Genomic DNA, 26,222 nt, shown 5'->3' on the forward strand with positions numbered 1-26,222 from the left:
AAGGGCGCGAGCCCCTTGACTCACGACACCTCCACACTCAACCGCGAATGGCCGCTAAAGCAGGAATCAGACTGACCCTGTCACGGTGTCATGTCAGAGGTCGCGCCTACGCTGAAAGCGTCCGTTGACACGCAGCACAGAGAGGTCGTCACCATGGCGCTCACGTCCACCTGGGAGACCATCGAGGTTCCCGTACTTGAAGCTACCGTCTCGCTCCTCGAGTCCAAGAACCCCGGCTCTCCGACGACGCTGGATGAGATTGTCGAGGCATCCGGCCTAGAGCGGGACGAGGTAAACCGCACCATCGGCAAACTCTCACAAGAGCACCTGGTCGCCAACGACATCTCAGCGGCCGGCGCCGGAGCCATCGACTGGATCGTCAAAGGCGTGACCCCGAAGGGTCTGCGAGCCGCTGGAGTATGGCCGAGCGAGAACGCTGCGGCCGGGGCCTTCCTTGAGGCCTTGGACCAGCAGATCGAGGAAGCCCCGGAGGGCTCCTCAAAGAAATCTGCGCTTGAGCAGATCAAGGCCTCCGCCAAGAATGTCACCGAGGGAACGCTGACTGCTGTCTTCGCCGCCGCAGTGAAGGCTGGCACTGGACTGTAGGTCTACGTTCCAGATCAAGGAGCAACAGCATGGCCGAGCACGACGAACCGCTGACCGAGGAAGAACTCTCCGAAGCCCGTGCCTGGGGTATGGATGAGGTTCGCTACCGGCAGGCCAAGGCAGACATGGCCGAGGCCGAACGCCGCTATGGCGCCGAGGCTCACTACGAAGATGCGGCCATGCGCCGCGAAGCCGAGATCAACCGTCGCTAAGCCCGCACAGAAAAAGAATACCCCCGCCTCAGATCTGAGGCGGGGGTATTCTTTTTTCTGATCCAGCTCCTCACGGCAGCACCATCTCGCCGATGAGCCTGCACTGGAAGATGTGATCCTCGATCTCAGCCTCGATGTCAGCGCTCTGATCGAACTCCGATCCGCCTCCGAACGACAGCACCTCCTCATCGAGGGTCATCCGCGAGGAGGGTGTGATACCCTCTCGCCGGGGGTTGCCCTCGCCCTCGAACCGCGCGTCGCTGTCGTCCTCCCAATGTGCGCGATAGATATTCTCCTCCACGTGCTCGAGTTCGCCAGCGCCCTCGACGATCGCTTCGCCGGTGCAGTTGTACTTCGTGACATCGATCTCCACCGGGTTGCCGTGCTCGTCCTCGACCACCGTCCACAGGCTCACGCGCGGGGTGATCATTAGCCAGCTCTGCGCGTAGGTGTCGCCCTCCTCGGGGACGAATGCCTCGACAGCCTCTTCGAGGAGGCCAGCCTCCAGCTCCGCCTGCAGGCTCTCCTCTTCGTCTTCGGGGTCGATCTCTTCCTCCTCGCTCGAGGACTCCTCTTCCTGCTCGTCAGAGCTGGGGGTCTCACTCTCAGGAGATCCGCCCTCAGTCTCTTCGGGTGCTGGAGCTGCGGTCTCTTCGGTCTCCTCGCCGCCGTCGTAGGCGCAGGCGGTCAGGCCCAGGCCTGCCACCAGCACTGCTGCTGTGATCCGCTTGGTGCCCATAGTTCAGGCCTCCTTCTTCGAGGTGACGTTCTTCAGGTTGCGGGTGATGTTGCCCCACAACCGCGGGGCCACGATCAGCGAGGCCAGGAACGCTGCTGCCGCCCCGGCGATCCAGACGTTGGAGAAGATCCCCAGGGCCGTGGAGATGCCCCAGCGCACGATGAGGAAGCCCAGGGTGAAGGCCAGCGCCAGAGCAGCCAGCCTCCAGACCGGGGAGCGGGCCTGCCACTCGTAGAACTCCCGGATTGCGGTCTTGATGAACCCGGAGGTCTCCTTGAAGTTGCCGGTGGCCTGGTCCGGGATTCGGATCAACCCGACCTTGAACATCATCGAGATCAGCTGGAAGGCGAACATCGTCAGGCCCGTCGCCGCCAGCTCCCGGTAGCCCGACTCGGAGATCGCCCAGCCGAGCATCCCCAGTGCCCCGCAGGCCAGCAGGGTGCCGATCACCGTCCAGAGGTGGTTGTCCGGGCCCGAGTCCATCCGGGTGTTCACATGCACGTCGATGTGCTCACGCGCCTCAGTCTTGTGCTCCTCAGCCATCGCTGGCCTCCTTCTTCCAGTCCTCGCTGGCCTGCGGAGCGACCAGCTTCGGTGTGCCATCACTTGCTTCATGAGCCGTATTCACCGGCTCCGGGTCTGTGTCGTCCTCGGTGACGAGCTCGTCGTAGTCCTCGTCGTCGGGATCCTCCACGCGAGCCACAGGCTTCGGCGCCTGAGGGACCTCGAACTTCGCGGTGGTGGGTGCCTCCGGCATCCCGGGCCTCTTCCCGCCTCGGTTCGGCCACTTCACCCCGGGCCAGCCGGTGCATCGGATGACCCAGGTCATCAGCGCCAGCGCCAGCGTGAGCTGGAGCCAGATGTACTGCGGCGCCAGCGCCCAATAGTCGATGAACACCAGCGGGAACCTCGGCTCCAGATACAGCCACTGCTGACGCAGGCCGAACAGTCCCATCAGCAGGTAGCCGCCGACGCCGACCACAGCCGCTGCGCCCAACCACTGCCAGGCCACCTGCTTCCAGCTCCACAGCGCCCAGGGGCCGATCTTCGGAGCACCCAGCCACAGCACCGCGTAGATGAGCTTGCTCAGCAGGATCGCCGGGCCGGCCAGCAGCACCAGCACCGGAGCCACCAGGAACACCAGGGTGGCGATGCGTGCGAGCTTCTCCTTGGCATCCTCACCGTGGGCGACGAACCGCACCGGGAACCACTGGATCTCTGCCTTCTGGAAGGAGGACTCAGCCGAGCCCGACTCCTTGCGCTCCAGGGCCGCGGCCCGGCGCAGCAGCTTGTTGGCCTGACGCTGATCGCTCAGCGTCCAGGCGAAGTCGTTGGTGCGCAGCCACTTGCCGCGCTCAAGCTGCCAGCGCTGCCTCATCCTGCGCCCTCTTCGGACTCCTCGACCTGCTCGCAGTCGCACTCGTCCTCAGCCATGGACGTTCCCCAGGAGCCGCCGAGCATGATCCCGGCCACGAACACCGTGCCGAAGACGACCAGCATTCCGATCAGCTTCCACATCCCGCCGTTCATCGGCCTCACCTCTCTAATAGCAGTTCACTTGTTGTCTAGTATTCTACTACACTAGAGACTAACGATCTACTAGTCAGTAAGGAGAGGTATATGAGGCCCGACAACCTGGGTGCCCGCCAGATCATCTCGATGGAGCCCGAGTCTCGACAGCGCCTGCGAGCTACGGCTCTCACCTATGAGATCGGGCATGGCCCATTCGCCCGCGTGCTCATCGCCGCAGGTCTGGACCTGCTCGAGCAGGACCAAGCCTTCCGGGATCGCATCGCCGAGGACATCGAGGCCGAGAAGTCCCGCTACAGGAGGAGCTGATCGCCGTGAAGAAGAAGACTGACTCCCCGAAGGAATGGACCCAGCAGACCCCCTACGGAGGGTGCACACCCGGCACCGGCAAGCCGGCAACCACCGCACCCCACATCTTGATCTCGGGCCCGACCGGCTCCGGCAAATCCGCCCGGGTGCTCTCGGTCGGAGCGCTGCTCTGGCGCGGGCCGCGTGTGGTGGTCTCTTCCAAGACTGACCTGGCCAAGCTGCTGGTGGAGAAGGGCATCCACAAACGCGGCCCGGTCTACATCATGGACCTTGCTGGTGAGCTCGATCCGAGCTTCGAGTGGCTGCAGGGAGTGGACTACCAGATGGTGGTCTCCGACCCCTGCGCCCTGATCGAGGGTGACGACGACGCCCTGGCCATGGCTTCTCTGTTGATGAAGGTCGGGGCGCTCGGAGCCAGCGACTCGGGTGATGTCGGCGGCGGCAATGACGCGTTCTGGCAGACCCTCGCCGCCCAGCCGATGGCCGCACTGCTGTTGGCCGGCAAGGCCTCCGGCGAGGGGATCTCGTGGGCTGTCCGCGCCGCTGCCAAGGCTGAGGCGGAGGAGGGCGACAACTCTCCGTCGTGGCCCGCGGCACTGGACCTGATCCAGAACACCTCCAGCCACGCACCTGATCTGCTGGCCGTGGCCGGGATGGACGCGAAGCTGAAGGACTCGCTGACCGCGACGATGAAGGCCGGCTTCACCCCGTGGCTGCTCAACAACGTCACCGGCAAGGGTCAGGACGTGATCCCGTTCAGCCCCTCCATGCTCGAAGGCCCCGGTGAACCCACACTGGCTGTGGTGGCACCGGCCGACGGCGTGGCCGCAGGAGCGGCAGTCGGAGCGGTGGAGACGATCATCCGGCACTGGCGCAAGGGGATTGAACGCGGCCTGGACCGCGTGCTGCTGGCCGTCGATGAGGCGGTCAACACCTGCTATCTACCGAAGCTGCCGACCTATGTAACGGAGGCCCGCGGCCTCGGCATCGCCTGCATGATCGCCGTGCAGAGCACCCGGCAGATGAAGCTGCGCTGGGGTGAGAAGGGCGCCGAAGTCCTGCGTGAGGTCTTCCCGGCCCATCTGATCCTCCGCGGTGCTCCCGAGAAGGAGCTGCTGGAGGCTGCTGCATGGTGGGACGGCGAAGAAGACGTGCTCCGGGATTCCATCGGGGCCGATCAGCGCAAATCCGCCTCCTACGAGCGAGCCCCCAGGACTCACCCCACAGACCTGCTGCCCCGCGATGTCACCGTGGGCCGGCTGCTGCTCTACGGACAGAAGGGAATCGAGGTGGAGCTTCCGGGCATCTGGGAGCTTGCGTAGTTGTCGAAGCCGCCGGAGGCGGCGCCTCGGGTGTGTTCTGCGAAGAGTTGTTCTCTAGAAGGGAGGCTCACGTGGAAGACGCCCGGGACACTGTCTCTGAAGCCATGGACCGTATTCAGCCTGATCTTGTCGCACTGCAGAGCGGGCTGGCCCGCCTACACGCCACCGCACCCCTGGTCGGCCCGGTGCCGCAGCACCTGCGTGCGGCTCGGCGCAGCTGGCATCTCACCAACCAGCGAGCTCAGGAGGCTCTGATGCTCAGCCGACAGGCTCTGGCGATGATGAGTCTGTCTCAGACCCCAACCTAGAGCCCGGCCTCAGCCAGCAGCTCGGAGACTGTGACCCCCAGGGCTTCAGCCAGACCGGCCAGCGTGGAGAGGCGGGGGTTGGCCGCGCCGGCCTCACCCTTGCGACCAGAGGCACGACCAGCCTCGATCAACTGAACCTGGTTCTTGGTCATTCCAGCCGCGTGGGCCAGCTTCTCCTGGGTGAGGTTCCGGTCCAGGCGCAGGCGCGTGACCACCTTGCCGAGGCGCACAGCCTGGTCTCGGGTCCACATTTCGTTCACGTATCAATATTCAGGAGCGGGCCTGTAGAACAACACCCTTTATGTACGGCCTGGTATACAGGTCCTGGTATAGCGGGACTGCTGATAGCCGAATACAAGACGTAACTACAGCGGAGGAGCGAGCGCCCATGACTATGAACTACACGCCCAAAGCCATCACCGGCCTGTCCCTAGCCGCACTGCTGGCGCTGACCGCCTGCGGCGACGGCGACAACGACACCAGCAACGGCAGCGAGGACAACACAGACGACAGCGAAGAGACCGCCGCCGAAGTCTTCGACTTCGAAGCCCCCATGACCGAGTCCAACCACGGTCCCTACGACGAGGTGACCATCCAGGTCCCCGACGAGCTGCTGGAGAGCGACCCGGAGTACGCGGAGAGCCGGACTCTGGACTCTGTGACCCTGCGAGCCGCAGAGCGCGACGAGCCGGGCAAGTGCGCCATGGAGGCCACCCACGTCTACTCCGAGAACGTTCCCGATCAGCCGGAGGACAGCCGCATCGCCAGCACCGGCTTCATGGCTGCGAACTTCTCCGGGACCACCGGCTCCGCTCTCGCTCACAAGGATAGTGGTTGGGACATCCAGACTCTGGCCGAGCTTGAGGGGAAGAACGAGGGCCTCTACCTGCAGCAGCGCCCCGAGGTCGAGACCTACTCCATGTTGCTGGGTCGTGAGTCCAAGGATGCCCTTAATGAGGAACGATTCTCCGAGGACTACAGCACCTTCACCTACAACCTCGACTGCGACGGAGTCATCACCCTGCGCTTCCCCACCGTTGAAGTCGAGGACATGACCATCGAGGATGCCATCAACGCACCCGATGATGCCCTAGACGACGACGGCGAGGTCGTCGAGGGCTACCAGCAGCTCTACGACGAAGCTGCCAGCAACGCTCCTGACAGCTGGACCCGCATGAGCTTCACCACCGGCGAGAACACCTTCGCCCAGGTTGAGGCCAGCATCGACTCCGAGGGCAACATCACCCTCTACGCCCCCGGCGTGGACGGCTGGGAGTACGACTCCAACGGTAACTGGGTCGCTCGCTGACTCGAGCCGAACCGAGAGGAACTAAACCCATGAAGACCACCAAGACCATCACCGGCCTGTCCCTGGCAGCACTGCTGGCACTGACTGCCTGCGGCGATGACAACGGGGACCAGGAGACCGAGGCCCAGGAGCCGGAGAACCAAGCCGAGGAGACGGAAGAGAACGGCACCGAGGAGGAGGCTGAAGAGGAGGGCTCCGAAGAGGACGAGAAACACGCTGAGCTCGAAGAGGACATCCGCGACACCGTCGAGACCTGGATCGAGGACAACGACGCGGATATGGAGCTCGTCACCGAGCACGAGCGGCTTGGCACAGAGCCCGAGACCCTGGACACGATCGGCGTAGAGACACTGCGGGATGTTGAAGCTGACGGCCCCATCGCTGGCCTCCACATCTACGCCGTCGACAGCAGCGGCGAGCTTCCTGATGAGGACCTCGCCCGAGACCTCGCCTACCACGTCTACGACGAGCACTTCGATGAGGAGGAGCTTGCTGAGGCTGGACTCGCTGTGTACGAAGATCATCTTGCCACTGGCGCTCCTGACAGCCACAGCTTCCCCATGGACGATGAGGGTCACCAGCAGTGGCTCGACCAGCAGCAGGAGGTCCGGGACGAAGAAGACTCCGTTGCGGACGCTCAGCTGCTGGAAGGAGAGGGAGTTGAGGAGCTGGTGAGCTTCTTCGGCGACCAGGGCTACAGCATCACCGCTGACGACATCGAGACTGAATACCGAGAAGCTGACAACCGAGTCCAGTTCACCTTGTACTCCGATGACCTCGGCATTTCCAGCAGCGACCGTCTCGACCTCGCCTGGGAGGCTGAGGATCACCTCGAGAGCTTCGCCGAGGACCACGACGAGATCGACGCAGAGACCACCAACATCGCCGTGAGCATCCGTCCATGACCGCTTCGAACGACTTCTTCGAGGAGTGATCCTCACCGCACACGAGTAACCCCCGGAGACCAGATCTCCGGGGGTTTTCTCATTCGAGGAGGATCTGCCGCTCACCGGCCGATGCCTCGGCTCTGCGAGACCTGGCGCGAACGCTCGGCCTGCTTGGCGAACAGTTCGCGGGAGGAGGGCTGACGCTCCTGCTCCTGCTGCTGGGACTGCTCCTCGCGCTCCAGAGACTGCTCCTGCTCCTCACGCTCTGAGGCCTCCCGGGAGTCCCGCTCGGCCTGCTCAGTCTCACGAGCGTCCATCTCGGCAGCCTCGCGCTCTGCGATCTCCTGCTCACGCTGCTGCTCCTCGCGGGCCTCCTGGGCCAGCCGCTCCTGCTCCGCGGCCTCGCGCTGGGCAGCTTCCTGCTCCTGTTCCTGGAGCTGGCGCTCCTGGTCGCGCTCCTGCTGACGCTGCTGCTCGTTGAGCTGCTCCATCAGCCGGTGCTGCTCGGCCTGAGACTTCACGTTGCGAGAGAACTCCGCATCGCCCTGCTGCTGGCGCATCCGCTGCTGAAGCGGGGTTTCGGTCTGTGCCACTGTCGATCACCTATCCATGTATCGGCTGCTGATTGCTGGGCTCACCACCCCGGGTCACACCCGTGGCATGAGCAGTTATCTGGCCGCTAGGGCTCTTATCCCGTCACCGCCACCACAACTGAACGCGATCAGATCAGGAGGGCCTCCGGACCCAGATCGCCTCGGTGCTCGATGATCTTCCGGTTGATGCCACCAAAATTGGGATGCTCGGCTCTGCCGCAACGGTGGAAGCCACCGCGAAAATCATTGCCGAGCCTCACACAAGGTTTGGTGTGATCGTGCTGGACCCGGTGCTGGTGGCCACCAGCGGTGACACGCTCTCCGACGATGATGCCGCTCTGGACATGGTGAATCACCTGCCGAAACACTCGAGCACATGGCCCGGCAAGCCCATGCTCTTGCCCAGCACGGGCCACGAGCGGTCATAGTCAAAGGCGGACACTTGGACCATAACGATCCAGAAATCACCGACGTCGTGGTCATTGACGGTGCGGCGCACTCCTTGAAGGTTCCCCGCGTCACGACCCGCAATACCCACGGCACCGGGTGCACGCTGTCTTCAGCCATTGGTCAAGGGCAGACCGACTTGACCCGTGCCCTGGCCGCTGGAGCAGAATGGGAACTCTCCTACGCTCCGCAGACCGGACACGGACCTGTCCATCACATGGCCATGCGAGCCTAAGCGTCACAGTGTTGTTCACAGCGCTTGTTGCCAGAACTCTGCCTCGAGACGCGAGGCCGTGGCAAAGATCCGTGACAGCTCGGCAAAGCGTTGTTCAGACAACGGCCCCTCACCGGCAAGCGTGTCGAGGTTCTTGATTTCTTCTTCCGAGGCCTTAACGAACTGCGGGTCGATATATGTTTCGATCCATTGCCGATATGGGTGGTCTGGATTATCTTCCAATACGTGGGCGATTTCGGCGCCAATCTCGGCGTATCCAATCAGGCACGGAGACAGCGACACGTACAAATCAAGCAGGGTGCCAGTCACCGCGGTGTCAATCACATAGCGGGTGTATGCCACCGTGCCCAGATCCTCGGGCGTGGCGTTGAGCTCCTCTGGGCTAATACCCCATTCAGCGGTCATCGAGGTATGTAACCCGGTCTCCCAGACAATATTCTTGAGCCCGTCCATGGAGTGCTGAATACCTTCCAAGGTGGTCTGTTTGTACACGGCTAGACCGTAGGCTCGGGCAAAGTGAATCAAAAAGTGGTAGTCCTGAATCAAATAGCGCTGGAACGCTGCCAATTCCAGGGACTCATCAGCGAGTTTGCGGATAAATTCGTGGCGGGTATAGGACTGCCATACCTCAAGATTGGCCTCTTTAAGGTCGTGGAACAAGGTCATGCGTGAATTCCGTTCAGCGGGTATGTGTAGGTGTCATTAAAGAAAGCGAGTTCTAGCTCCACCGCCCGACGGAAGTAGTCGTGAGCAGTCTGGGCATCCTGGGCCCCAGAGCGGTCCGCCTCTTGTTCCAGAAACGTCGCAAAGTCCAGGAAATCGGCGTTATCGTGCAGGGTGATCCACTCGTGATAGATAAAGCTTTCGGGCCGGTTCTGCGGGGCTTTGGCCGCCCAGTCCCGGTAGAGACATTCGGTGACCATCAAGACCGCCACAACGGCACTGTAGTTTTGAGACGCGGCAGCCTCTCGCATCAGATCGCAGAATCCGGCTGCACTCGGGGTGTCCGGAGTAGCAGCGCGGAGCTCATCGCTCACACCCAAAGCCTCGAAGGCCCGCTGGAAGTAGGTGTCCTCGCTGTTAGCCATCTCCCCAGCGAAACTGGCGTAGCGCAACCGTGCTTCGAGGCGATCTGCGGTGGTAATAGCGGCACCAAGCAGTTGCAAGAAGGCTTCAAAAAAGCGGTAGTCTTGGTCCAGATACCCGGCCATGACCTCATCATCAACAGAGCCTTCAAAAAGCTCGGTCACAAACCGGTGGTTAATGGCTTGCTCCCAGGTCTCCCGGTTGGTCTCGAGAAGTTCTTGACTGAATCGTTGGCTCATAGTGTCCTCTCGTCCTTTCCGACGTTGTGTAGAAGCGACTAGAAGAGATCAGAACACGGTCGTGCGACAAGAATGAGGCCTGGCGTTCACCCACTCCACCGGAGCCGAAAGATGTGACCCATCAGAGCACTGACATCCCTTCGCGAATGCTAATTCGATCAGGTTCTCGGGTGTAATCTCAGCCCATTCTCGGGCACCCCGTGTCGTTGAACACTGTATCGAAGGTGCTAGCCAACGTCTAGAGTGCCACGAGCTTAACAGAAACCCGCAGCGACATACTCCCGCAGTATGTCAGCCCTCCTCGGAGCACGAGACAATCTCGCACGTGTTCCTGGGTGCGATCACCGGGTGCGAGCAAAACCGTGGGATGGGGACGTCGGATCGCCAGTGGCATGTGCGTGGAAGGCCACCGTCTCCTGTGGGACAGACCGGTAGCGTCGACAATGGGGGCGCCCGCAGGGCGATGACCGTGCTATATATGGTCCGCACGGAACACGCAAGCCTTACCGAACGTGTTCTCCTCGAATCTGATCACCCGCAGGTCACCAAGCCTGTTGCGTATCTGATGCTCACGCTGGTGCCGTGACGATCCGGGTGTTTTGGTGACTGTCGATCTCGACTTATTCCATCCCCAAGACACCGTACCGATCGACGTACTCAACATGACGGAGTAGCACTAAACCGGCTCATCGTAATTGAGAGTGTAGAACTGGTCTGAAGCCACCGGACTCGAGCAGACATCTCGCGATGTAGTGCGTGAGGTTGCGGAACCCCAGCGCTGACCCGCGTAGATGTTCGAGCCTGCCATTGATCGCTTCAGTAGGCCCGTTCGACGTTCCCGGTCGGGTGAAGAACGCCAGGATATCAGCAGCTCGACGCTTCAGAGTCCGTCCTAACCGTTTGAGCTCGACCAGTCCTGTCGGCAGATTCGTCGTCAGATCGTCGATGACTGATTGTAAGAGCTTTGTGCCCTCGTTGCCGTCGTTGGTTCGGTAGGCGCTCACAATGTCTTGATAGACGGCCCAGGTGACTTCGACGGCGGTGAAGTTGGCGTCGGCGAAGAGGCTTACGATCCTCTCCTGCTGTTTGGCCGTGAGCAGATCAGCACCGGTGTGCAGAGTCCTGCGCGCCCGATACAACGGGTCTGTTGCTCGTCCGCGATGCCCGGTGGTCTCCTGCTGAATGCGGCGGCGTACCTCGTCGAGGGCATCACCGGCGAGTTTGACGACGTGGAACGGGTCCATGACTTCGACAGCCTCGGGCAGTTCCTCAACGGAGGCTGTTTTGAAGCCGGAGAATCCGTCCATCGCGACGACGTCGATGCCATCACGCCAGTCTTTCGGTCGGGCTTTCAACCATTGCTTGAACACCTGTTTCGACCGTCCGGGCACCATGTCGAGCAGGCGTGCCGGGCCTGCTTTCTGGCTGATGGGAGTGAGGTCGATGATGACGGTGACGTACTTGTCACCGTGCCTGGTGTGCCGCCAGACGTGTTCGTCGACACCAATGACGCTGACCCCGTCGAACCGGGTCGGGTCGTCGATCAGCAGTCGATGTCCCTGCGCGAGGATCGCGGAGTTCGCGGTGTGCCAGGACACGCCGAGTTTGCGGGCTCTTCGTAATTGAGGTCGAGGGAGTCGAGTCGGCAGAATGTCGTGAGGTCAGGAGATGAGAAAGTAGGCTTGGACACGTCGAGGTCTTTCGGATGGAGTGTGCGAGAACTTCCATCATCGGAAGACCTCGACGTCTATCCGGGCAGCGCCACGCCGTGTCCTGGAATCACTGATCCACACCCTCAATTACGAAGAGCCAGTTATCTCCAAACGGTCTGCGCTTGCCGGCCCTGATCCGGTGCTCGCCATGAACCAGTCGCTTGAGGCTCTCCACCTCGCGCTCCAGCTCCCTGATCCGATCCGCATCGGTCTTCGGCCTGGCTTGGATCTCCTCCTTCCCCGGGCCGATCCCGTGCTTCACGTACAGCCGGCGCTTCGTCTCGGCACTCATCGCCATGCTCATCACCTCTCCAGCCCACGAGACTCACGCTCGGAGCTCTTCTGCAGTGAGGACTCCTTGGCGACCAGCCTCTGGCGAGCCTGCTGATACGCCTCCCTGCTGCGCTCGGGGCTCTGCTCACGAGCCCGATCCTCGGCCGCACGCTGCTTGCCCAGCACGTCGGCACCGACCTTGTGCTCGGATGCCTTCGCACTGTCGTAGCTGGGGACGTAGCCAGCATCGCGTGGCCGCAGATCCGCCTGCAGGGCGTAGACCTGCTTACCTTCGGCCTCAGTGCGGTTGTCCCCGGCCAGCCGTTGCAGCTTCTGGTACTTCTCCGCTGAGAGCTTCGCCCGAACGGCCTTGCCGTCCTTGGCGATCAGATGCAGACCGCGCTGATCCTTCGCAACCGGATCGTCGTGACGCAGCTGGTAGTCGACGTTCGCTGAGCCATCCTCGAGCTCGGTAGCCACAGCCAGCACCTCACGGTCCCTGAGATCCCCGCCCTTGAGAGCGCGGAGACCCTCCTCCTGGCCGGGCTCCCGGGGCATGGGGGCCACAGCCTGCTCGACCGGCTCCGGTGCCGTGCGCTCGTTGTCGCGCTCCTTGAGCTTGGACCACTTGCTGTCCCCGGCCTGAGGCCGCTCCGCCTCGACAGCATCCACGCGAGGCTCTTCAGCCTCAGCCTGCGGGACCTGCGGCGTCTCAACCTCGGGAGTCTCCGGCTCCTTCGGCGCCTTCGCCATGAGGCTGTCGAACCACTGCCGGCTCTCTCGGTCCCACTCGGCCTGCTGGGCGCGGAACTCTTCGAGGTCCTTGGCCTCACGCTCGGCAGCCTCAGCGGCTGCCTCTCGCAGCTCCCGTCGTTCGCGCTCTGCTCGCTGGGTCGGAGACTCCTCAATGGCAGGCTCGGCCGGCGTCTCCACCACAGGAGTCTCTGCTGGCGTCGGCGTCGGTTTGCTCTCCTTGGCCCACTGCTGGAGCATCTGCTCAGCCTCACGCTGAGCCTCCTCGCCGATACGCTGCATGGCCCGCTGGTGCCCCGCACCCGGCCCGCTCACCGGCTTCGCCAGCTCGCGGTTGCGCTCGAGGGCAGCCTCCACGTCTTCGACTCTGTAGCCCTCGCCCAGGCGTGAACCCTTGCGGCGATGAGCGTTGGACGGCTCCTGGATGACGCCGTCCTCGTCGGCCAGCATCATCCCGAAGCTCACGTCGTGAGAGCGCTTGGTGTACTTCGTGATCGTCACACCGCGTTCGCGCCCGACCTGATCCAGCCGCTGCCAGTCCGTCGCACGCTGATCGGCCAGCGTCTCGCGCACCCGACCCTTCAGCTCAATCTCGCTGAACCTCTCTTTCGGGCCCGGGGCTCCGATGTCCGCTGCCGCATCTCGGGTCTGCTCATTGAGCTGATAACGCTCGAACTCTCGCTGGAGTCGGTCCTGCTGCTTCTGCCGAGGTGTCGGCGCATCGTCGGTACGTTCGAGCTTCACCTGCTTCTCCGCGGCCTCGATCCTCTTGCGCAGCTGGTTCGGACTCAGATCCTTCTCAGCGGTGTCGATGACCTGCTGCCGAGCCTCGGCCATGCGCTCCTCAGCCTGGCGGGTGAGTTCGCGCATATCCTCACGCTGCTCGACGCCGAGCTCCTCCAGCACCTTGTCGTGGGTGATGGACAGCCTGGAGTGAGTCACAGCGTCAGAGCGCAGCGACCTTCCCGTCTCAGGATGCACCGCTCCGATGATGATGTGGTTGTGAACGCATCCGGTCCGGCCGTTGACCTCGGTGGCGATCAGTGCGGGGCGGCCATCACCGATCCTCTCGGCAAGTGCCCGGCCACGTCGCTGAGCTTCGTCCCACGACGCCGGATCATCCGGGTCCAGCTCATCGAGTCCGAAGCTCTGCACAATCGGATATGCCTGCACGTACTCCGACTCGTACATGATCTGGCCGCGGTCGTCGCGGGCGAGCACCGGCTCACCGTTCTCGTCGCGGACCTTCTTGCCGGCCTCGTCGAGAACGTGCATCGGTCGGACGCCATCCTTTCCGTGCGCGGCGCGGATCTCTGAGAGCCGCTTCTCGAACATGATGGGGTTCGACGGGGCATTGACCGCCGAGATGGCCACGGCGTCCTTGCCCGCGTAGTTGGCCGAGGCTCCCGAGCGTCGAGTCGACTGTGCGGTGACAGTAGCCATCAGACTGCCCGCTCAGACTCGACGAACTCGATCAGGAGCTCCTCCATGCGGAGGATGGCTTCCTTGGACTCCTTCACGTCACGAGCAGCCTCAGCGACCTGCTGCTTGGTGACAGCATCGCCGAAGTTCAGCTTCTTCATGATGGTGTAGAGCGATCCCTGCGAGTGGCTGGTCCGGTTGCGGCAGTCGGTCAGCGACTCCCACACCTCATCCGGCACAGCCACTGAGGCCGCCCCAGCCGTCGCCAGAGCTTCCGGCTGGCCGGCCATAACGCGCGCAGCCTTCTCGTTCTCCACGAGCAGGATGCGCACTGCTTCAGCCCAGTCGACATCGTCGAACGCCACGCCGCGGACCTCTGCCAGCGCTTCACGCATCGCGGCCACGGCGTTCTCCTCGTCGACACCAAGACGGAGGTTGCGATGCCGGCCATACTTCGTCGGCTTGCGCCGCTGAGCCTGTGCCGCCATAGCAACCTCCTTCCTGCTTGTTCACATCGTGCGCATCGTCTAACTGGTCTCTACCAGTTTACTATGTCACCACGCTGCTGAACAAGCAGATGTTTCGCCCAGATTCCCTGCCGCCTGGCACAGAATCTGGGCGAAACGAACCCGAGGACCAGTTCCACCCGTAGTACATATAAGGCTCGCTTCGCTCGCCTCCCCGGCCTGCGGCCGGAGTACGGGTGCTGGTCCATCCGCCTTCGGAGGCCTTCGGCCTCCTCCGGCTCGGGGGATAAATCCCAGCTCCAGGCCCATGCAGCGCCTGCGCCCTTCGGGCTCCGGCGTGCAGTGGGCCTTCCGCTATGCGCGCTACAGTGCTGCATCGCATGGGGCAATGGCGCCCGCTTTGCGGGCTCCAGCACCGCCCGAACCCCGCCTGTTCGGCGTCGTTTCGGCCGGTGAGGCCGCAGGATCACGACTTTGTCGAGATTCTGCATGGATCTTGTAGTAATCCTGTAGACGCTCGAAGCGCTGTCGCATCTCTGCGGAGATGTTGTCGAGATCCTGCAGTATCTCTGTAGCCGCTCGAAGCCGCTGCACGGATCGTGCGCGGATCTTGTCGTAATTCTGCAGCGATCCTGTCGTCAGACTGTCGTGCTGCGATCCTGTCGAATCTCTGTCGTGATCTTGTATGGATCTTGCACAGATCCTGCTTCGCCCCCAAGCACGAAGAAACCCCGCCGGGATCTTCACGATCCGCGACGGGGCTCTTCGATCTGAGCTTCGCCTCAGGCGGCGTGAGGCTTCGACTGAAGGCTGGCCTCGTAGACCTTGACCATCTCCTCGAACTTCTCGGCCAGCTGCTCGATCCGCTTGGACTCGTCACGGTCGGTGGAGACCATCACGATGTTGCCCTCATCATCACGCAGCGGCTCCTTGGTCTCCTTGTCCCGGCGCTCGACCTTCACCGGCTCGATGCCGAAGTACTCGTAGGCCATCTCGACGAACTCTGCGCGAGTCCGGCCGGCGTCCTTCACGGCCTTGTCGATCGCGGCGTCGTAGGCGGCCTTGGCCTCCTCAGCCTCCTTGAGCTGACGGGCGATCTCCTCTGCGCGTGCCTTGGGGTTGAACTTCGCAGCCACGGTGGGCTCCTCTCTCTTCGATGGGGATACGAGATGTGGCTCTGATGTCAGAGCCCGGGTCTAGATGTCGCTCCTACGCCGGAGCGGGGGCGGAGTACGGGGCCAGCCGACGCTGGATCTCCTCGTCGGACAGCAGTGGCGGCTGAGTCTCGGGGTCTGGGTGCTTGATCAGAGCCTTCCGCTTCTCCTCCAGCTCGATGACCTTGTCGGTCAGCTCTCGGGGGGAGAGATGCCGCCACGCTTCGTATTTGGGGTCAGATTCGGGATCGCAAGCCCTGCGCCAACGATCGGCCTCGGTCTCCCACCCACGCAGCGCATCCAGGAACTTGATGTCGCGCGCCAGAATGGCGGCTTCATAAGATTCGTCGCAATCACCCTCACACCCTGCGGTCTGACAGAGACCGCAGCAGATGGTTCCGACGCGAACCAGCTCGTAGTAGAAATCGCTCTCGTAGAGGCAGCCTTGTCCATACTTCGGACGACGGGCGAGGTAGGCAGCGCACGTGTCGTAGAAGCATCCCACACACTCCCCGAAGGTGATCGTGGAACCATCACTCCCGGTGTAGCGGCGGCACCCCTCATACTCCTTCACCTCCAGGGAGGGGACGTTGCCCTCAACGCATAGGGGGCTGACGTAGGTAGGGCACAGTCCGTCCTCGAAACAGCCGTAACACTCCCCGGGGAAGAAGCGGCCATCACACTCCCCGTCGCACTCCCGTTCATAGAAGTGGTCACGCGGCTCTTCGTCACCCTCACGCCAACACCAGGCCTTCGGCCTGCAGTCGAGCCTGCAGCCGGGAGCCCCGCAGCGAGGGCAGGGTCGCCTGCGGACCTCCTCGTCCAACTGCCGACGGCTCTCCTCAGCGTGCCGCTCGCACTCGACGAACTTAAATTCGAAGTCGAGCGCGCGGCACGCCTTCCCTGACTCCACGAGGAAGTTGAGCCACCCCTCCACGGATTCGTCGCAGATGGCAACTTCGCACTGTGCCCGGCTAAGAATGGCCCACTTCTCATTCTCAATGGTGACCCAATCTTCCGCCGCCCCGTCCCGGTGCGTTCCCGGCTCCGGGAAGGCGGCGTCGAACTCGTGAAGCTCGTCTCGGCCCAAGACCCACTTACAGAATGAGAAGTAATCGTGGGCCCTCCAACCAAACCCATCACGCAGAGAAATCATGTCCAGACCACCCTCAGGGTCAGGCTCCATGTCACTGCGAATCCGGCGCCCCTCCCGACTCACAGTCTTGGAGGTGCAGTCCTGGCATGTGTTGCGGTGCCACTTCGCCAGCTCCAGGCTCACCCTGCAGGCGTCCTCCCAGACGGTGTCCCTCGTACAGATCCTCTCGGCGGTCTCATTCAACGTGTTCTCCACAGTCATCACTTCCTTGTCGTAGATCGATGCTGCCCCCATCGGTGGCCGGGCCCGTTCGGACCCGACCACGTCATCCGGGGGATCTCAGGTGGTGGGTGGAGTGAGCGGCAGCCGCTTCTGCAGCAGCAGGCCCACGACCAGCGCCACCATCGGATCGTTCGGAGATGCAGGATCGAGCGTCATCTCCGCCAGCAGGACGAAGACCTCAGGCGGCGCCTTCTCCTTGAGGAAGCTCTCGACCTCCTCCGGCGTCGCCGGCTCTGCGTGCAGTGCCAGGGCGAGGACGAACTTCTTCACGTCCGTCCAGCGCATGTAGCTGTTCAGCAGCTCCTGTGCTTCGGGGGATCGGCGCATCAGTCCCAGACCCCCTCTGCACTCGGAGCCTCAGCCGCCGCAAGCTTCACCGCACCCGCACCCGGCTTCGTGTCGTCGTCGCTGTACCGCGCGACAACTCGCTCGATAGCGCCGGTGTACTGCTGCGGATGAGCCACGCTGTGGCTGCCTGCTGCGAAGCCCCATCGGCTCGATGTGCCGTCTGGGTCCTTGCTCAGTCCCAAACGGTGGATGAGCGGCTCGTAGCGCTGCATGTCCTGGGTGACACGGACCTTGCCGCTGAGCGGGCGCCACTCCGGGTGGCCGTCCGCACACGCCAGCAGCTCCTGGGCGAAGGTCGCCCGGCTCATGGGCTCACCGCCGGGGTTGGTATCGCGGTACCACTTCTTGAAGACGTCGTAGGCGAAGATCACCGGCACCCGCTCCCAGGCGAACTCCTCGTGCTTCTCGTTGAAGAAGGCCACCACGTGATTGTTCGCCTCCTGTGCCTCGGCCATCAGCTCGCGGCAGGCCGGCGGGTTCGAGAACTCGGTATGAGTCATCTGCAGGCATCGGCGCAGCACGTACCGCAGCACATCGGGGCGCTGCAGGTAGTCGGACTTGATGTACTTGCGCTCCACCCCGTCGCCGCCGAAGTGGTTCTTGAACGGGATGAACAGCTGACGCCGAGCCAGGGACTCAGACTTGTCCTTGGTCTTCGGCAGATCGTTGATGCACTGGATCATCATTCCGTCGAAGCGGGCCTCGTAGCCGTCCTTGTGCTTGCGTTCGAGGGTGAACACATCGCCGGTGACCACGGTCTTGAACTTCGACAGGTCACGGGCGAACGCACCCACCGGGTTCTCGTCGGTGATCACTGCATCGGCCTCCATGAGCGGAGTCAGCGAGAAGGGCTTCTCAAACTCGCTCAGCGGGATCGAAGTGTGCCCGCGCTCTCCCTTCAGGGAGCGCGCCACATCGCAGAAGGTTCCCTTGCCGTTGTTGCCCTTGCGGCTGAACAGGAAGGCAGCCTTGTTGAACCGCACGCCGGGGCGCACCACTGCCGAGAGCACCTCCCAGAGCAGCTCGCGCACACCCTCCAGCTCCTCGCCGGTCTCGATGTCAGTGGCCAACTCACCCAACCACTCGTCGAACTCCCAGCGGGTGCCGTCGGGCTGGATGATGACCGGCGACTCCGCATGGGGGTCGTAGTCCACGGGGCACTTGTTGAGGAACACGAAGTCGGCCGAGAACTCCAGGAGCTCCTGCTCGGTGTGGTCGAAGACTCCGTTGTTGACCGGGATGTAGCGGACGACCCGGGTCTTCGCCTTCAGCGGCGCGGAGGCACGCAGACGGCTGACCGCAGAGGCGAGTTCCCTGCCGTTGATGGATGGGTTCACCCGCTGGATCAGGTTCTCGATCACCACTTCATCGGCCCTGTAGAGCCCGGTCTCGGGCTCGTAGACAGCCAGTGCAGCCTTGTCCGCACGACCCTGACCGGTGTGGTCGATCTTGATGATCGTCTCCAGCTCGGTGAGGATCTGGATCGTCATGGCCTCGTCGAGCTTGTCGATCTGAGCCAGCTCCTTGATCTTCACGCCGGCGGCCTTCAGCGCCTGACCCAGCGGCAGGGGGTCACCAGCGGCTCCGCGGAAGGGCAGGTAGCCGCCGCCGGGTGCCTTCACCCAGCCAGCGGCCAGCAGCGCGCTCTCTTTCATAGCCGGGGAGTTCCGGCGGGCGTTCTCCTTGGCGATCCCGCGGTTGACCTCGTCAAAGAGGTAGAGGCCTGCCTGCTTGTGAACGCTGCGGCCCAGCTTGGCAGTCTCGGCCATCTCATCGGCGAAGTCGTCCGAGCCCATCGCCTTCTCGATGGTCAGGTAACCGACCTCGTGCAGAGGGGTCAGGCGCGTGGCGAAGGAGTTGAAGTCGTCGTCATCGATCTGGTTGTCATCGTTCGCTGCCACTGCTTCACGCACCTGCATCACCCCCGGCGGAGGCGAGCTCCTTGGAGGCGTTGGCGCTGCCGCCGCGGACCAGTACGGCCAGCCGCTCGCGCTGCTCGTCAGTCAGGGCAGGGGCAGAGTCGACCACGCGCCGGATAGCGCTCTCAGCTCGGGCGTAGGCCTTCTCAGACTTCGGAGACCTGGCCTCCTCGAGAGCCTTCAGATCCGGCTCGTAGACCTTGATCCGGCCGGCGACCTTCTTGGCGCGGACGCGACCCTGGTCGATGTAGTTGCGGAGCGTCGAATAGGCTCCGTAGGTGCGGGATTCGGCGACATCCCTCAGAAGCAACCAGTTGTTGTCGGCGGAAATGGACACAGCTGTCTCCTCGTGAAGAGGAGTGCTTCGCAGACCCGATTACGTCTGGGCCAGCCGGATACCCAGATATGTTCTACTTACCGCCGTTTACTGCCCTGCATCTTCCAGGTCAGTGGCCGGGGCGTTTCTCCCGACCGACGCAGCCATCTTTTAGTGACAACACTCGATTATTCGGTTTCGGTCGCCCTTGGTAGTTCACCAAATGACGTGCGACCAGCTTAGCACGGGATGTCAAGCGCTGGCAACACCTGGTACTAAATAGACCCGTCACAGATGACACACGGTGGCCGCCGTGGGGTTCGCGGGTCTTCTGGTGGCCGTGCTCTCCTCCGGTGAGGTGCAGTCGATGCTGTCCTCACTGGTGGAGACGGCCCTGAACGCGGCCTCCTGATCAGCATGTCCGATCAGGTGGGATGCCCGGCCCCGCATCACGGGTCCGCACGGGAGGACGGTTCCGTCAGCGCAGAGTTCGCGCTTGCGCTGCCGGCGGTGCTGATGGTGCTGGCGCTGGTGTTGGGGCTGGGTGTCCACGCCGCGGGGCAGGTCTCCTTGGAAGAGGGGGTCCGGGCTGCCGCCCGGGAGATCGTCCGCGGAGAGGATCCCGCGCACGCGGTAGAAAGCGCCCAGCGGGGGCTTTCGGGGGATGCATCCTTCAACGTCACCGACGACGGCGAGTACGTCCGTGTCTCCGGAACCCGCCCGGTGCGGCTGTGGGGCATAGTCGAAATCTCAGCGACCCGATCCGCCGAGGCGGCGGTCCGTACTGAGCGGGTGCTGCCCAGTGGAGGGCGGTGAGGGCTGTGCGGCGGATATTCGACGACGATCACGGGTCCGGGACTGTGCTAGCCCTGGGGCTGATCTCCGTGCTGGTCCTGCTCTTGGGGCTGGTTCATGTGCTGGGTGCGGCCTACGGCGCTGCCGCACAGGCCGCACGGACCGCTGATCTCTCCGCGCTGGCGGCCGCCGACGTCGCGCGCGGTCTGGCCCCGGGGAGCCCCTGCCAGGCGGCCGAGGAGACAGCGCACCGTGGCGGAGCAGAGATGCTCAGCTGCACCGCCGGTGGTGACTATGACACAGAACTTACCGTGGAGGTCAGTGTGGACGTCGGCGAGCGCATCGCCTTCGTCCCGGAGGGGATTCCTCGGCCTGAGCTGCCGGCCCGTGCCGTCTCGCGGGCCGGGCCACCAAGTGCTACGCGGTGAGGGGCATGATGAAGGCGACGAGCCGGCCTGGGATCTTCAGATGCCGAGCCGTCAACCGTAGGCTTCGAGCATGACTGACGCGCAGCTCGCCTCCGGAACGGCCGGGCCGTCGGGACGCACGGTGCTTTTCGCCCCGGAGACGTTCAACCTGGCAGAGGTGACACGGAGCGTCGAGGTCGCACGCCGGATGCCGGAGGGGGTCCAGTGTCATTTCATGGGCTATGCCCACCGGTATGCCACGGTGATCACCGAGGCCGGATTCACGCTGACCATGCTCGAGCCGGAGCTGACCGAAAGCCAGGCGGAGCAGCTGCTGGCCCTGGATCAGGGGCGTGGACTGCGGCACCCGTTCACCGAGACGATGCTGGCCCAGCGGGTGGCCGCTGAGCGGGACCTGATACGTCGGCTGGGTGCCTCTGCGGTGGTGATAGGTACGACGATGAGCCAACTGATCTCGGCTCGCGCCGAGGGAGTCCCCTTGGTCTATGTGAAACCCTTCGCCTATTCCGAGCCGCATGTGACCGGGATGCGCAGCACGGGGTTGCTGCCCCGGCGAACCCGTTCGGAGAGACTTGCCGACGCCGTCGTCGCCGGGACGGTGCGTAGGGTGATGCCGCGCATCCCGCTGGTGCCCCGCTCTTTTCCGAAAGTGGCGCGAGGCCACGGGGTGAGGCTGCCGAAGACGGCGCTCCACGTCCTGGATGCGGATCTGAACCTGATCACGACACCGGAGCATCTCTTGCCGGAAGGGGTGTCGCTGCCGGAGTCCTACCGTGTGGTCGGCCCGATCTTCGCCTCGCTTCCGGGCGAGGTGCCGGGGCTGATCCGGGAGCTGGCCGCGGCACCGGAGCCGCTGGTGTACGTCGCTATGGGTTCCTCCGGCGGCCGGGACCTCGTGCTGACCCTACTGCGAGGCCTCGGTGAGGCACCGTGCCACATACTCGCCCCGGTGGCCCAGCACCTGAAGCCCGAGGACGTCAGAGAGGTGCCCAAGAACGTGCACGTCACCGGGTGGCTGCCGGCTGACCGCTTGGGCCATGCCGTGGATCTGGCAGTAACCCACGGCGGGGAGGGCACCGTGCAGACTTCCAGCGTGCAGGGGTGGCCGTTCCTCGGGATCCCCGTGCAGGCCGAGCAGCGGTTCAACATCCAGCGCTGTGTGGACTATGGATCAGCACGGCTGATCAGCCCTCGAAGCGCACGTCGGGTAGATTGGCCCGCCCTCATCGCCGAGGCTCTCGCTGACGACCGGATGCGCGAGCGAGCCGCGGAGATGGCCACAGCACTCCGCGACGTCGACGGTCCCGGTGCAGCCGCCACGGAGATCCAAGCTCTCTGGACCTGAAGCCCCGTGTGAGACTCGACCTGCGTACATATCTGCGGGAGACCCGGCGACATCGACCACCCTCAGATCACCACACCCAATGCCGTCGGCAACAGACCCAGGGCCACCGGGACCACACCGATGAGGACGAATGCCGGCAGGTAGCAGGCGCCCAGCGGCAGCACCATCTTCACACCGAGCTGGGCCGCCGCGCGTTCTGCCGCATGACGACGCTCCTCACGCAGCTGCCGAGCCCCGACCTCCAACAATTCAGAGGTGGGAGCCCCGGTGGAATAGGCGAAAGCCAGCTGGTCTCCGAACGCATAGAGGGCATCTGCAGCCGACCCCTGGGCATCGAGTCCGGCCCATGCGGCATCCCAGGAGGCACCGGCCGTCAGGGCACGATGCACGCCGGCGAGCGGCTCAGCACCCGGAACAGTCTGGGAGAGACGGTCCAGGGCGGCCTCCACCCCGACTCCTGCGCTGAGCAGCGCACCGGTGAGATCCAAGAGCATGGCCGCATCAACCGGTTCAGGCTCAGCTCCCTGCGCCGTCATCCCGGAACTGCCGGGAAGCTGCTGAGGAATCGACTCAGACACGGTCCACCACCTGTGCAATCATCCTGCTGCTCCACCACCAGCCCAGTCCCATCAACGTCACACCCGCCACCAGGCAGAACCATCCGAACACTGAGCCGAACAGTACCGCCGCCGCATCAGCACCGATGAGCTGACCGATCGCCGCCCCGCCCAGCGGCAACAACGCCAGAATCATCTGCGTCACCCGTGGTCCGGCCACTGCCGTGCGCACCTGAGCGTGCAGGGCGGCGGCGTCATCGGCTGCGGCGGCGATCTGCTCGACCAACCGAGACAGCGGGGCACCTGTCTGCGAGGACAGCGCAGCGACCCCGGTGAGCCGATGCACCGTCCCCTCCAACTCCCGGCAGGCCGCAGCAGACATCAGCTGCTCCTCCCCCACTCCCGCAGCAGTACCAGAATCCGAGGGATGTAAGGCGCGCGATGGGCTTCCCCCAACCCTCAGCTGGTGCGACGGTGCGGCAAACGGCTGTGTGGAGAACGCCTGTGTAGAGGGTGGCGGCGCCAAGAGTTCCGCAAGGAGCCGCGGTGGGTGATCGCCCTGCACACGCAGAAACGTGGCCAACCCCTCCTCGGCTCCGCGCCCAGCCCGATCCCCGGCAGCTGCATGAGCACAGAGCCGCACGATGGGATGATCCGGCGCCCGGCGGCTCCAATGCCCGTGAAGATCTCCCCACGCCTGACCGACGCCACGGCCGGACTGCAGCAGCGCAGAGAGCTGCCGCAACAGCTGGGCGGTATCCCGCCGGATCATCTCCGCGCTCAACCGCGTCTCAAGACGTCGGCGGACCATCTGGAGGGAGGACCACAGCCGGGGCGTCGAGCCTCCCGAAACCCGCAGAGACGAGGACACCGACCAGCTCAACAGCCCCACGCCGAGAAGCACTGCGCACAACAGCAGCAACCATGTGAACGTCATCGCACTGCCCTTTCAACAACAGGCTGGGCACCGGGCTGAACGCCGGGTTGAACACCGGACTGACGGCCAGGTTCAGGGTTAGGTTCAGGGCCGGGTTCAGCCCCTGACTCACCGCCCAACGCCGCCCGCGCGGCGAACTCCCGCCACCCCGGGCCACGCTGGGCAGCGCCTGATGCCTCACGGTGAAACACCGGCACCGTGGTGAGACGGCCGTCATGATGGCGCACCGCCGAGGCCGCCACCGGCATACGTCGGTCACCGAAACGCGCCACATGCACCACGACGTCGACCGCCGCTGAGGCCTGCAGCGCCACCGCCTCCGGAGCCAGCCCCGCCAGCGCACCCATCGCGACGAGCCGGGCAGGCACAGCCTCCGGAGAGTTCGCGTGGACCGTGCCGCCGGCACCCTGATGCCCGGTGTTCATCGCAGTGAGAAAGTCACGCAGCTCGGCACCGCGGCACTCCCCGACGATCAGCCGATCCGGGCGCATCCGCAAGGTCTGACGCACCAGATGCCCCATATCGATGCGCCCGGCGCCCTCCACATTGCCCTGCCGACCCTGCAGATGCACTGTATGGGGGTGATCAGGGCGCAGCTCTGCCGTGTCCTCCACGATCACCACCCGCTCCTCGGCAGTGCAGCGGGCCAGCATCGCCGCCAGCAGACTCGTCTTCCCACTGCCCGTCGCCCCGCTGATCAGCACGTTCAACCGTGCATCGACGATCCCCCGAATCAGCTCCAACCAGGCCTGGGAGTCATCCCACTGACGTGCCAGATCCTCCAGCGACGCCGTCGAAGACCGAGACACACGCACCGAGATCATCGTGCCGCCCACGGCCACCGGCGGGATGACGGCATGAATCCGGCAATCCCCCAACCGGCCATCAGCACACGGATTTCCCTCATCGAGCCGCCCACCGGAGGCCGAGATCAGACGCCGCGCGAGGCCTCGGACCTGGGTCTCATCACGTAACCGCACGCCGGTGTCCACAAGGCCCTCGGCGCCATCGGTCCAGAGCCGCCGGTACGGGTCCACCAGCACATCGGTGATCCCCGGGGCATCGACGAAACGCTGCAGCGGCCCCAGCCCGACAAGTTCGTCACGCAGGCTGCGGACCAGCTGCTGAGTGGTCCCCGATCCCAACGCCAGACCACAGCTGCGGACCGTCTCGGCGATCCTCGCCGCAGTGATGGGCTCGGCGGAGGAGGTCAGCTCTTCACGGAGTCTGTCCAACACCGGCTCCGAGAGCTCCTGCCGCAGTCGCCGCTCAGCCACGCAGACCACCCCCGCGCACCAGAGGCCCCGCGGCACCGCTCAACCGGAACCCTGCCCCATATGCGGTCTCCGCCGCCACCATCTGATCCACCAGCTCCCCCACCGCACGGGCACCGCTGCGGGTGCGGAGCAGCTCATAGGCCACGCGCAACGTGTCAGCCCGACGCAACCACCGCAGCTCCGGAATCATGAAGAGCACCTCAAGGCCCGCTGCACTGCGGAACTGCTCCAGCACAGGATCACCACGGCGCCCACCACTGATCGCCAACCCCCACGTCCCGGGGTCCAGGCCCTCCGCCATCGCCTCCGCACCGTGAAGCCCCCGGGCATCAGGTGCAGCAACGACCCCGCCGAGATCCCACCGACCGCGGCCGAGACCGCACAGCTCACGGCGTCGGCCGAGGTCCACAACCACGACGTCGGCGGCTCGACGCGCAGCCAGCAGCACCGCCTCCGCCGTCGCAGGGGCAGGCGAGTGAACCCCGCCGCTGATCAGACCGAAACCATCGAGCGGCACGGCCGCAGTCTGCAGCTGAGCCGCAGAGATGTCCCCCTCCGCGGCACCGAGATCATCCCAGGTCAGCCCCTCTGCCCGAGACTGTATCGGCCGGGACGGTGCCTGCCGCGAAGCCCGGCCCGAAGCCCGCCGCCCACCCCGCGCGGAACCGCTGCCTGCCCCTCTGCGCTGCCTGAGCGCGGTCATCGTGCCAAGACCCCCGCCAGGGCGCGGATCGGCGTCGAGCAGCAGCGTCCGATGGCCCCGCGCGGCAGACTCCGCGGCGACCAGATAGGCCAGCGTCGTCGTGCCTGCACCGCCGCAGGCGCCGAGGAAAGCTGCCGCGCGTCCCGGCACCTGATCGGTCAGCCGCGCGGCGAGATGCTCACGGAGCCAGGACTCCCCCTCCGGCAGCGGCACTGCAGTAACGCCCGGCACCTCGGCGGCAGCCTGCCAGAGCCGTCCCCCGGCTTCGGCCCCTTCACCGACCATCACCACCGGGGCCCTGAGCTGATGACTGGTCAGGGAGGCGCCCGGAGCGGCATCGGGACCGCAGAGCAGCGCGGCCCACTCCTGACCACTGGAATCCGCAGTCGGCACCTGACTCCACTGGCGGTAGTGATGCAGTCGGCCGCCCACGACGGCGGCGAGCACCGCGATCTCCTCGCTCAATGCGAGATCGTCGGTGACCAGGGCGAAGCTGCCGTGGTCGTCATCCTCAAGGCTCGGGGTCCGCATCACCCCACTGTGCTCGGCCGCGCACCTGGAAACCTACTGACGGACAGCCATCTGTGGACGGCCCGGGCGCGCCGCACCGGCTGAA

General features: G+C 64.4%; 31 protein-coding genes, 2 pseudogenes and 1 riboswitch. Of the genes and pseudogenes, 12 read left to right on the top strand and 21 right to left on the bottom strand.

Going from position 1 to position 26,222, the window contains the following annotated elements; genetic code table 11:
- Nucleotides 1-153 precede the first annotated feature (153 nt).
- Nucleotides 154-606 carry a hypothetical protein gene (locus tag RIL96_RS06525; RefSeq protein WP_310548208.1) on the top strand — a complete coding sequence of 151 codons (453 nt, stop codon included), beginning with the start codon at nucleotides 154-156 and terminating at the stop codon, nucleotides 604-606.
- Nucleotides 607-635: 29 nt separating this feature from the next.
- Nucleotides 636-818: a hypothetical protein gene (locus RIL96_RS06530; RefSeq protein WP_310548209.1), complete on the top strand. Its 183-nt coding sequence runs from the start codon at nucleotides 636-638 to the stop codon at nucleotides 816-818.
- A gap of 70 nt (nucleotides 819-888) precedes the next feature.
- On the opposite strand, the gene RIL96_RS06535 is transcribed toward RIL96_RS06530, so the two are convergent.
- Genes RIL96_RS06535 through RIL96_RS06550 form a run of 4 tightly spaced genes read right to left on the bottom strand, consistent with a single transcriptional unit; the run spans nucleotide 889 to nucleotide 3,087 of the window.
- Nucleotides 889-1,557, bottom strand: a complete 669-nt coding sequence (locus tag RIL96_RS06535) for a hypothetical protein (protein WP_310548210.1) — start codon at nucleotides 1,555-1,557, stop codon at nucleotides 889-891.
- A gap of 3 nt (nucleotides 1,558-1,560) precedes the next feature.
- Nucleotides 1,561-2,100, bottom strand: coding sequence for a hypothetical protein (locus RIL96_RS06540; RefSeq protein WP_310548211.1), 540 nt, complete (start codon nucleotides 2,098-2,100; stop codon nucleotides 1,561-1,563).
- Nucleotides 2,093-2,935, bottom strand: a complete 843-nt coding sequence (locus RIL96_RS06545; RefSeq protein WP_310548212.1) for a hypothetical protein — start codon at nucleotides 2,933-2,935, stop codon at nucleotides 2,093-2,095. The genes RIL96_RS06540 and RIL96_RS06545 overlap by 8 nt, the downstream gene beginning before the upstream one ends.
- A complete protein-coding gene (locus RIL96_RS06550) occupies nucleotides 2,932-3,087 on the bottom strand; it encodes a hypothetical protein (protein WP_310548213.1) in 156 nt (51 codons plus the stop codon). The genes RIL96_RS06545 and RIL96_RS06550 overlap by 4 nt, the downstream gene beginning before the upstream one ends.
- Before the next feature lie 90 nt (nucleotides 3,088-3,177).
- On the opposite strand from RIL96_RS06550, the gene RIL96_RS06555 reads away from it, so the two are divergent.
- The 3 genes from RIL96_RS06555 to RIL96_RS06565 all read left to right on the top strand — a co-directional run bounded on the left by RIL96_RS06555 (nucleotide 3,178) and on the right by RIL96_RS06565 (nucleotide 5,026).
- Nucleotides 3,178-3,396 carry a hypothetical protein gene (locus tag RIL96_RS06555; protein WP_310548214.1) on the top strand — a complete coding sequence of 73 codons (219 nt, stop codon included), beginning with the start codon at nucleotides 3,178-3,180 and terminating at the stop codon, nucleotides 3,394-3,396.
- A 5-nt stretch (nucleotides 3,397-3,401) separates the two neighbouring features.
- Nucleotides 3,402-4,718, top strand: coding sequence for a type IV secretory system conjugative DNA transfer family protein (locus tag RIL96_RS06560; RefSeq protein ID WP_310548215.1), 1,317 nt, complete (start codon nucleotides 3,402-3,404; stop codon nucleotides 4,716-4,718).
- 71 nt (nucleotides 4,719-4,789) lie between these two features.
- Nucleotides 4,790-5,026: a hypothetical protein gene (locus tag RIL96_RS06565; protein ID WP_310548216.1), complete on the top strand. Its 237-nt coding sequence runs from the start codon at nucleotides 4,790-4,792 to the stop codon at nucleotides 5,024-5,026.
- Here the strand turns inward: RIL96_RS06565 and RIL96_RS06570 are convergent.
- Entirely contained in the window at nucleotides 5,023-5,277 is a 255-nt protein-coding gene (locus RIL96_RS06570; protein ID WP_310548217.1) for a helix-turn-helix domain-containing protein, read from the bottom strand. The genes RIL96_RS06565 and RIL96_RS06570 overlap by 4 nt on opposite strands.
- 137 nt (nucleotides 5,278-5,414) lie before the next feature.
- On the opposite strand from RIL96_RS06570, the gene RIL96_RS06575 reads away from it, so the two are divergent.
- Nucleotides 5,415-6,335: a hypothetical protein gene (locus RIL96_RS06575; protein WP_310548218.1), complete on the top strand. Its 921-nt coding sequence runs from the start codon at nucleotides 5,415-5,417 to the stop codon at nucleotides 6,333-6,335.
- A gap of 29 nt (nucleotides 6,336-6,364) precedes the next feature.
- Complete coding sequence (locus RIL96_RS06580) at nucleotides 6,365-7,240, top strand: hypothetical protein (RefSeq protein WP_310548219.1); 876 nt, start codon at nucleotides 6,365-6,367, stop codon at nucleotides 7,238-7,240.
- A gap of 101 nt (nucleotides 7,241-7,341) precedes the next feature.
- Here the strand turns inward: RIL96_RS06580 and RIL96_RS06585 are convergent, their stop codons facing one another.
- Nucleotides 7,342-7,815, bottom strand: a complete 474-nt coding sequence (locus tag RIL96_RS06585; RefSeq protein WP_310548220.1) for a hypothetical protein — start codon at nucleotides 7,813-7,815, stop codon at nucleotides 7,342-7,344.
- Between the two features lie 164 nt (nucleotides 7,816-7,979).
- On the opposite strand from RIL96_RS06585, the pseudogene thiD reads away from it, so the two are divergent.
- A pseudogene (thiD, locus tag RIL96_RS13345) lies at nucleotides 7,980-8,497 on the top strand (bifunctional hydroxymethylpyrimidine kinase/phosphomethylpyrimidine kinase).
- Nucleotides 8,498-8,512: 15 nt separating this feature from the next.
- Here the strand turns inward: thiD and RIL96_RS06595 are convergent.
- The 11 genes and pseudogenes from RIL96_RS06595 to RIL96_RS06645 all read right to left on the bottom strand — a co-directional run bounded on the left by RIL96_RS06595 (nucleotide 8,513) and on the right by RIL96_RS06645 (nucleotide 19,585).
- Complete coding sequence (locus RIL96_RS06595; RefSeq protein ID WP_210050970.1) at nucleotides 8,513-9,163, bottom strand: TenA family protein; 651 nt, start codon at nucleotides 9,161-9,163, stop codon at nucleotides 8,513-8,515.
- Nucleotides 9,160-9,822: a TenA family protein gene (locus tag RIL96_RS06600; protein ID WP_210050980.1), complete on the bottom strand. Its 663-nt coding sequence runs from the start codon at nucleotides 9,820-9,822 to the stop codon at nucleotides 9,160-9,162. Before RIL96_RS06600 ends, RIL96_RS06595 begins: the two co-directional genes overlap by 4 nt.
- Nucleotides 9,823-9,940: 118 nt before the next feature.
- Nucleotides 9,941-10,033: riboswitch (TPP riboswitch) on the bottom strand.
- A 475-nt stretch (nucleotides 10,034-10,508) separates the two neighbouring features.
- Nucleotides 10,509-11,441: pseudogene (locus RIL96_RS06605) on the bottom strand (ISL3 family transposase); the annotation flags it as partial.
- A 160-nt stretch (nucleotides 11,442-11,601) separates the two neighbouring features.
- A complete protein-coding gene (locus RIL96_RS06610; RefSeq protein ID WP_310548221.1) occupies nucleotides 11,602-11,826 on the bottom strand; it encodes a hypothetical protein in 225 nt (74 codons plus the stop codon).
- An 11-nt stretch (nucleotides 11,827-11,837) separates the two neighbouring features.
- Nucleotides 11,838-14,003 (bottom strand): relaxase/mobilization nuclease domain-containing protein, encoded by a 2,166-nt coding sequence (locus RIL96_RS06615; protein WP_310548222.1) that lies wholly within the window; start codon nucleotides 14,001-14,003, stop codon nucleotides 11,838-11,840.
- Nucleotides 14,003-14,470, bottom strand: coding sequence for a hypothetical protein (locus tag RIL96_RS06620; protein WP_310548223.1), 468 nt, complete (start codon nucleotides 14,468-14,470; stop codon nucleotides 14,003-14,005). Before RIL96_RS06620 ends, RIL96_RS06615 begins: the two co-directional genes overlap by 1 nt.
- Before the next feature lie 761 nt (nucleotides 14,471-15,231).
- Complete coding sequence (locus tag RIL96_RS06625) at nucleotides 15,232-15,585, bottom strand: hypothetical protein (protein WP_310548224.1); 354 nt, start codon at nucleotides 15,583-15,585, stop codon at nucleotides 15,232-15,234.
- A 73-nt stretch (nucleotides 15,586-15,658) separates the two neighbouring features.
- On the bottom strand, nucleotides 15,659-16,960 hold the full coding sequence (locus tag RIL96_RS06630) for a hypothetical protein (protein WP_310548225.1): 1,302 nt from the start codon (nucleotides 16,958-16,960) through the stop codon (nucleotides 15,659-15,661).
- Between the two features lie 78 nt (nucleotides 16,961-17,038).
- Complete coding sequence (locus RIL96_RS06635; RefSeq protein WP_310548226.1) at nucleotides 17,039-17,308, bottom strand: hypothetical protein; 270 nt, start codon at nucleotides 17,306-17,308, stop codon at nucleotides 17,039-17,041.
- Nucleotides 17,308-19,230 carry a DNA primase family protein gene (locus tag RIL96_RS06640; RefSeq protein WP_310548227.1) on the bottom strand — a complete coding sequence of 641 codons (1,923 nt, stop codon included), beginning with the start codon at nucleotides 19,228-19,230 and terminating at the stop codon, nucleotides 17,308-17,310. The genes RIL96_RS06635 and RIL96_RS06640 overlap by 1 nt, the downstream gene beginning before the upstream one ends.
- Nucleotides 19,231-19,234: 4 nt before the next feature.
- Nucleotides 19,235-19,585 (bottom strand): DNA-binding protein, encoded by a 351-nt coding sequence (locus RIL96_RS06645; protein ID WP_310548228.1) that lies wholly within the window; start codon nucleotides 19,583-19,585, stop codon nucleotides 19,235-19,237.
- Between the two features lie 283 nt (nucleotides 19,586-19,868).
- Between RIL96_RS06645 and RIL96_RS06650 the strand changes: the two genes are divergently transcribed.
- The 4 genes from RIL96_RS06650 to RIL96_RS06665 all read left to right on the top strand — a co-directional run bounded on the left by RIL96_RS06650 (nucleotide 19,869) and on the right by RIL96_RS06665 (nucleotide 22,132).
- On the top strand, nucleotides 19,869-19,976 hold the full coding sequence (locus RIL96_RS06650) for a DUF4244 domain-containing protein (protein WP_310548229.1): 108 nt from the start codon (nucleotides 19,869-19,871) through the stop codon (nucleotides 19,974-19,976).
- 5 nt (nucleotides 19,977-19,981) lie between these two features.
- Nucleotides 19,982-20,380, top strand: a complete 399-nt coding sequence (locus RIL96_RS06655; RefSeq protein ID WP_310548230.1) for a TadE/TadG family type IV pilus assembly protein — start codon at nucleotides 19,982-19,984, stop codon at nucleotides 20,378-20,380.
- Nucleotides 20,377-20,787, top strand: a complete 411-nt coding sequence (locus RIL96_RS06660) for an Rv3654c family TadE-like protein (RefSeq protein WP_310548231.1) — start codon at nucleotides 20,377-20,379, stop codon at nucleotides 20,785-20,787. The genes RIL96_RS06655 and RIL96_RS06660 overlap by 4 nt, the downstream gene beginning before the upstream one ends.
- 70 nt (nucleotides 20,788-20,857) lie before the next feature.
- Nucleotides 20,858-22,132 (top strand): glycosyltransferase, encoded by a 1,275-nt coding sequence (locus RIL96_RS06665; protein ID WP_310548232.1) that lies wholly within the window; start codon nucleotides 20,858-20,860, stop codon nucleotides 22,130-22,132.
- A 62-nt stretch (nucleotides 22,133-22,194) separates the two neighbouring features.
- Here RIL96_RS06665 and RIL96_RS06670 read toward each other — a convergent pair whose 3' ends face one another.
- From RIL96_RS06670 to RIL96_RS06685, 4 genes are read right to left on the bottom strand one after another with little or no spacing between them, the layout of a single operon-like run.
- Nucleotides 22,195-22,710: a type II secretion system F family protein gene (locus tag RIL96_RS06670; RefSeq protein WP_310548233.1), complete on the bottom strand. Its 516-nt coding sequence runs from the start codon at nucleotides 22,708-22,710 to the stop codon at nucleotides 22,195-22,197.
- On the bottom strand, nucleotides 22,703-23,626 hold the full coding sequence (locus tag RIL96_RS06675; protein ID WP_310548234.1) for a type II secretion system F family protein: 924 nt from the start codon (nucleotides 23,624-23,626) through the stop codon (nucleotides 22,703-22,705). Before RIL96_RS06675 ends, RIL96_RS06670 begins: the two co-directional genes overlap by 8 nt.
- Nucleotides 23,623-24,903 (bottom strand): TadA family conjugal transfer-associated ATPase, encoded by a 1,281-nt coding sequence (locus RIL96_RS06680; protein WP_310548235.1) that lies wholly within the window; start codon nucleotides 24,901-24,903, stop codon nucleotides 23,623-23,625. Before RIL96_RS06680 ends, RIL96_RS06675 begins: the two co-directional genes overlap by 4 nt.
- Nucleotides 24,896-26,137: a CpaE-like family protein gene (locus tag RIL96_RS06685; RefSeq protein WP_310548236.1), complete on the bottom strand. Its 1,242-nt coding sequence runs from the start codon at nucleotides 26,135-26,137 to the stop codon at nucleotides 24,896-24,898. Before RIL96_RS06685 ends, RIL96_RS06680 begins: the two co-directional genes overlap by 8 nt.
- Nucleotides 26,138-26,222: the final 85 nt, after the last annotated feature.

It is taken from the genome of Nesterenkonia aerolata (assembly GCF_031470965.1).
Lineage (GTDB): Bacteria > Actinomycetota > Actinomycetes > Actinomycetales > Micrococcaceae > Nesterenkonia > Nesterenkonia aerolata.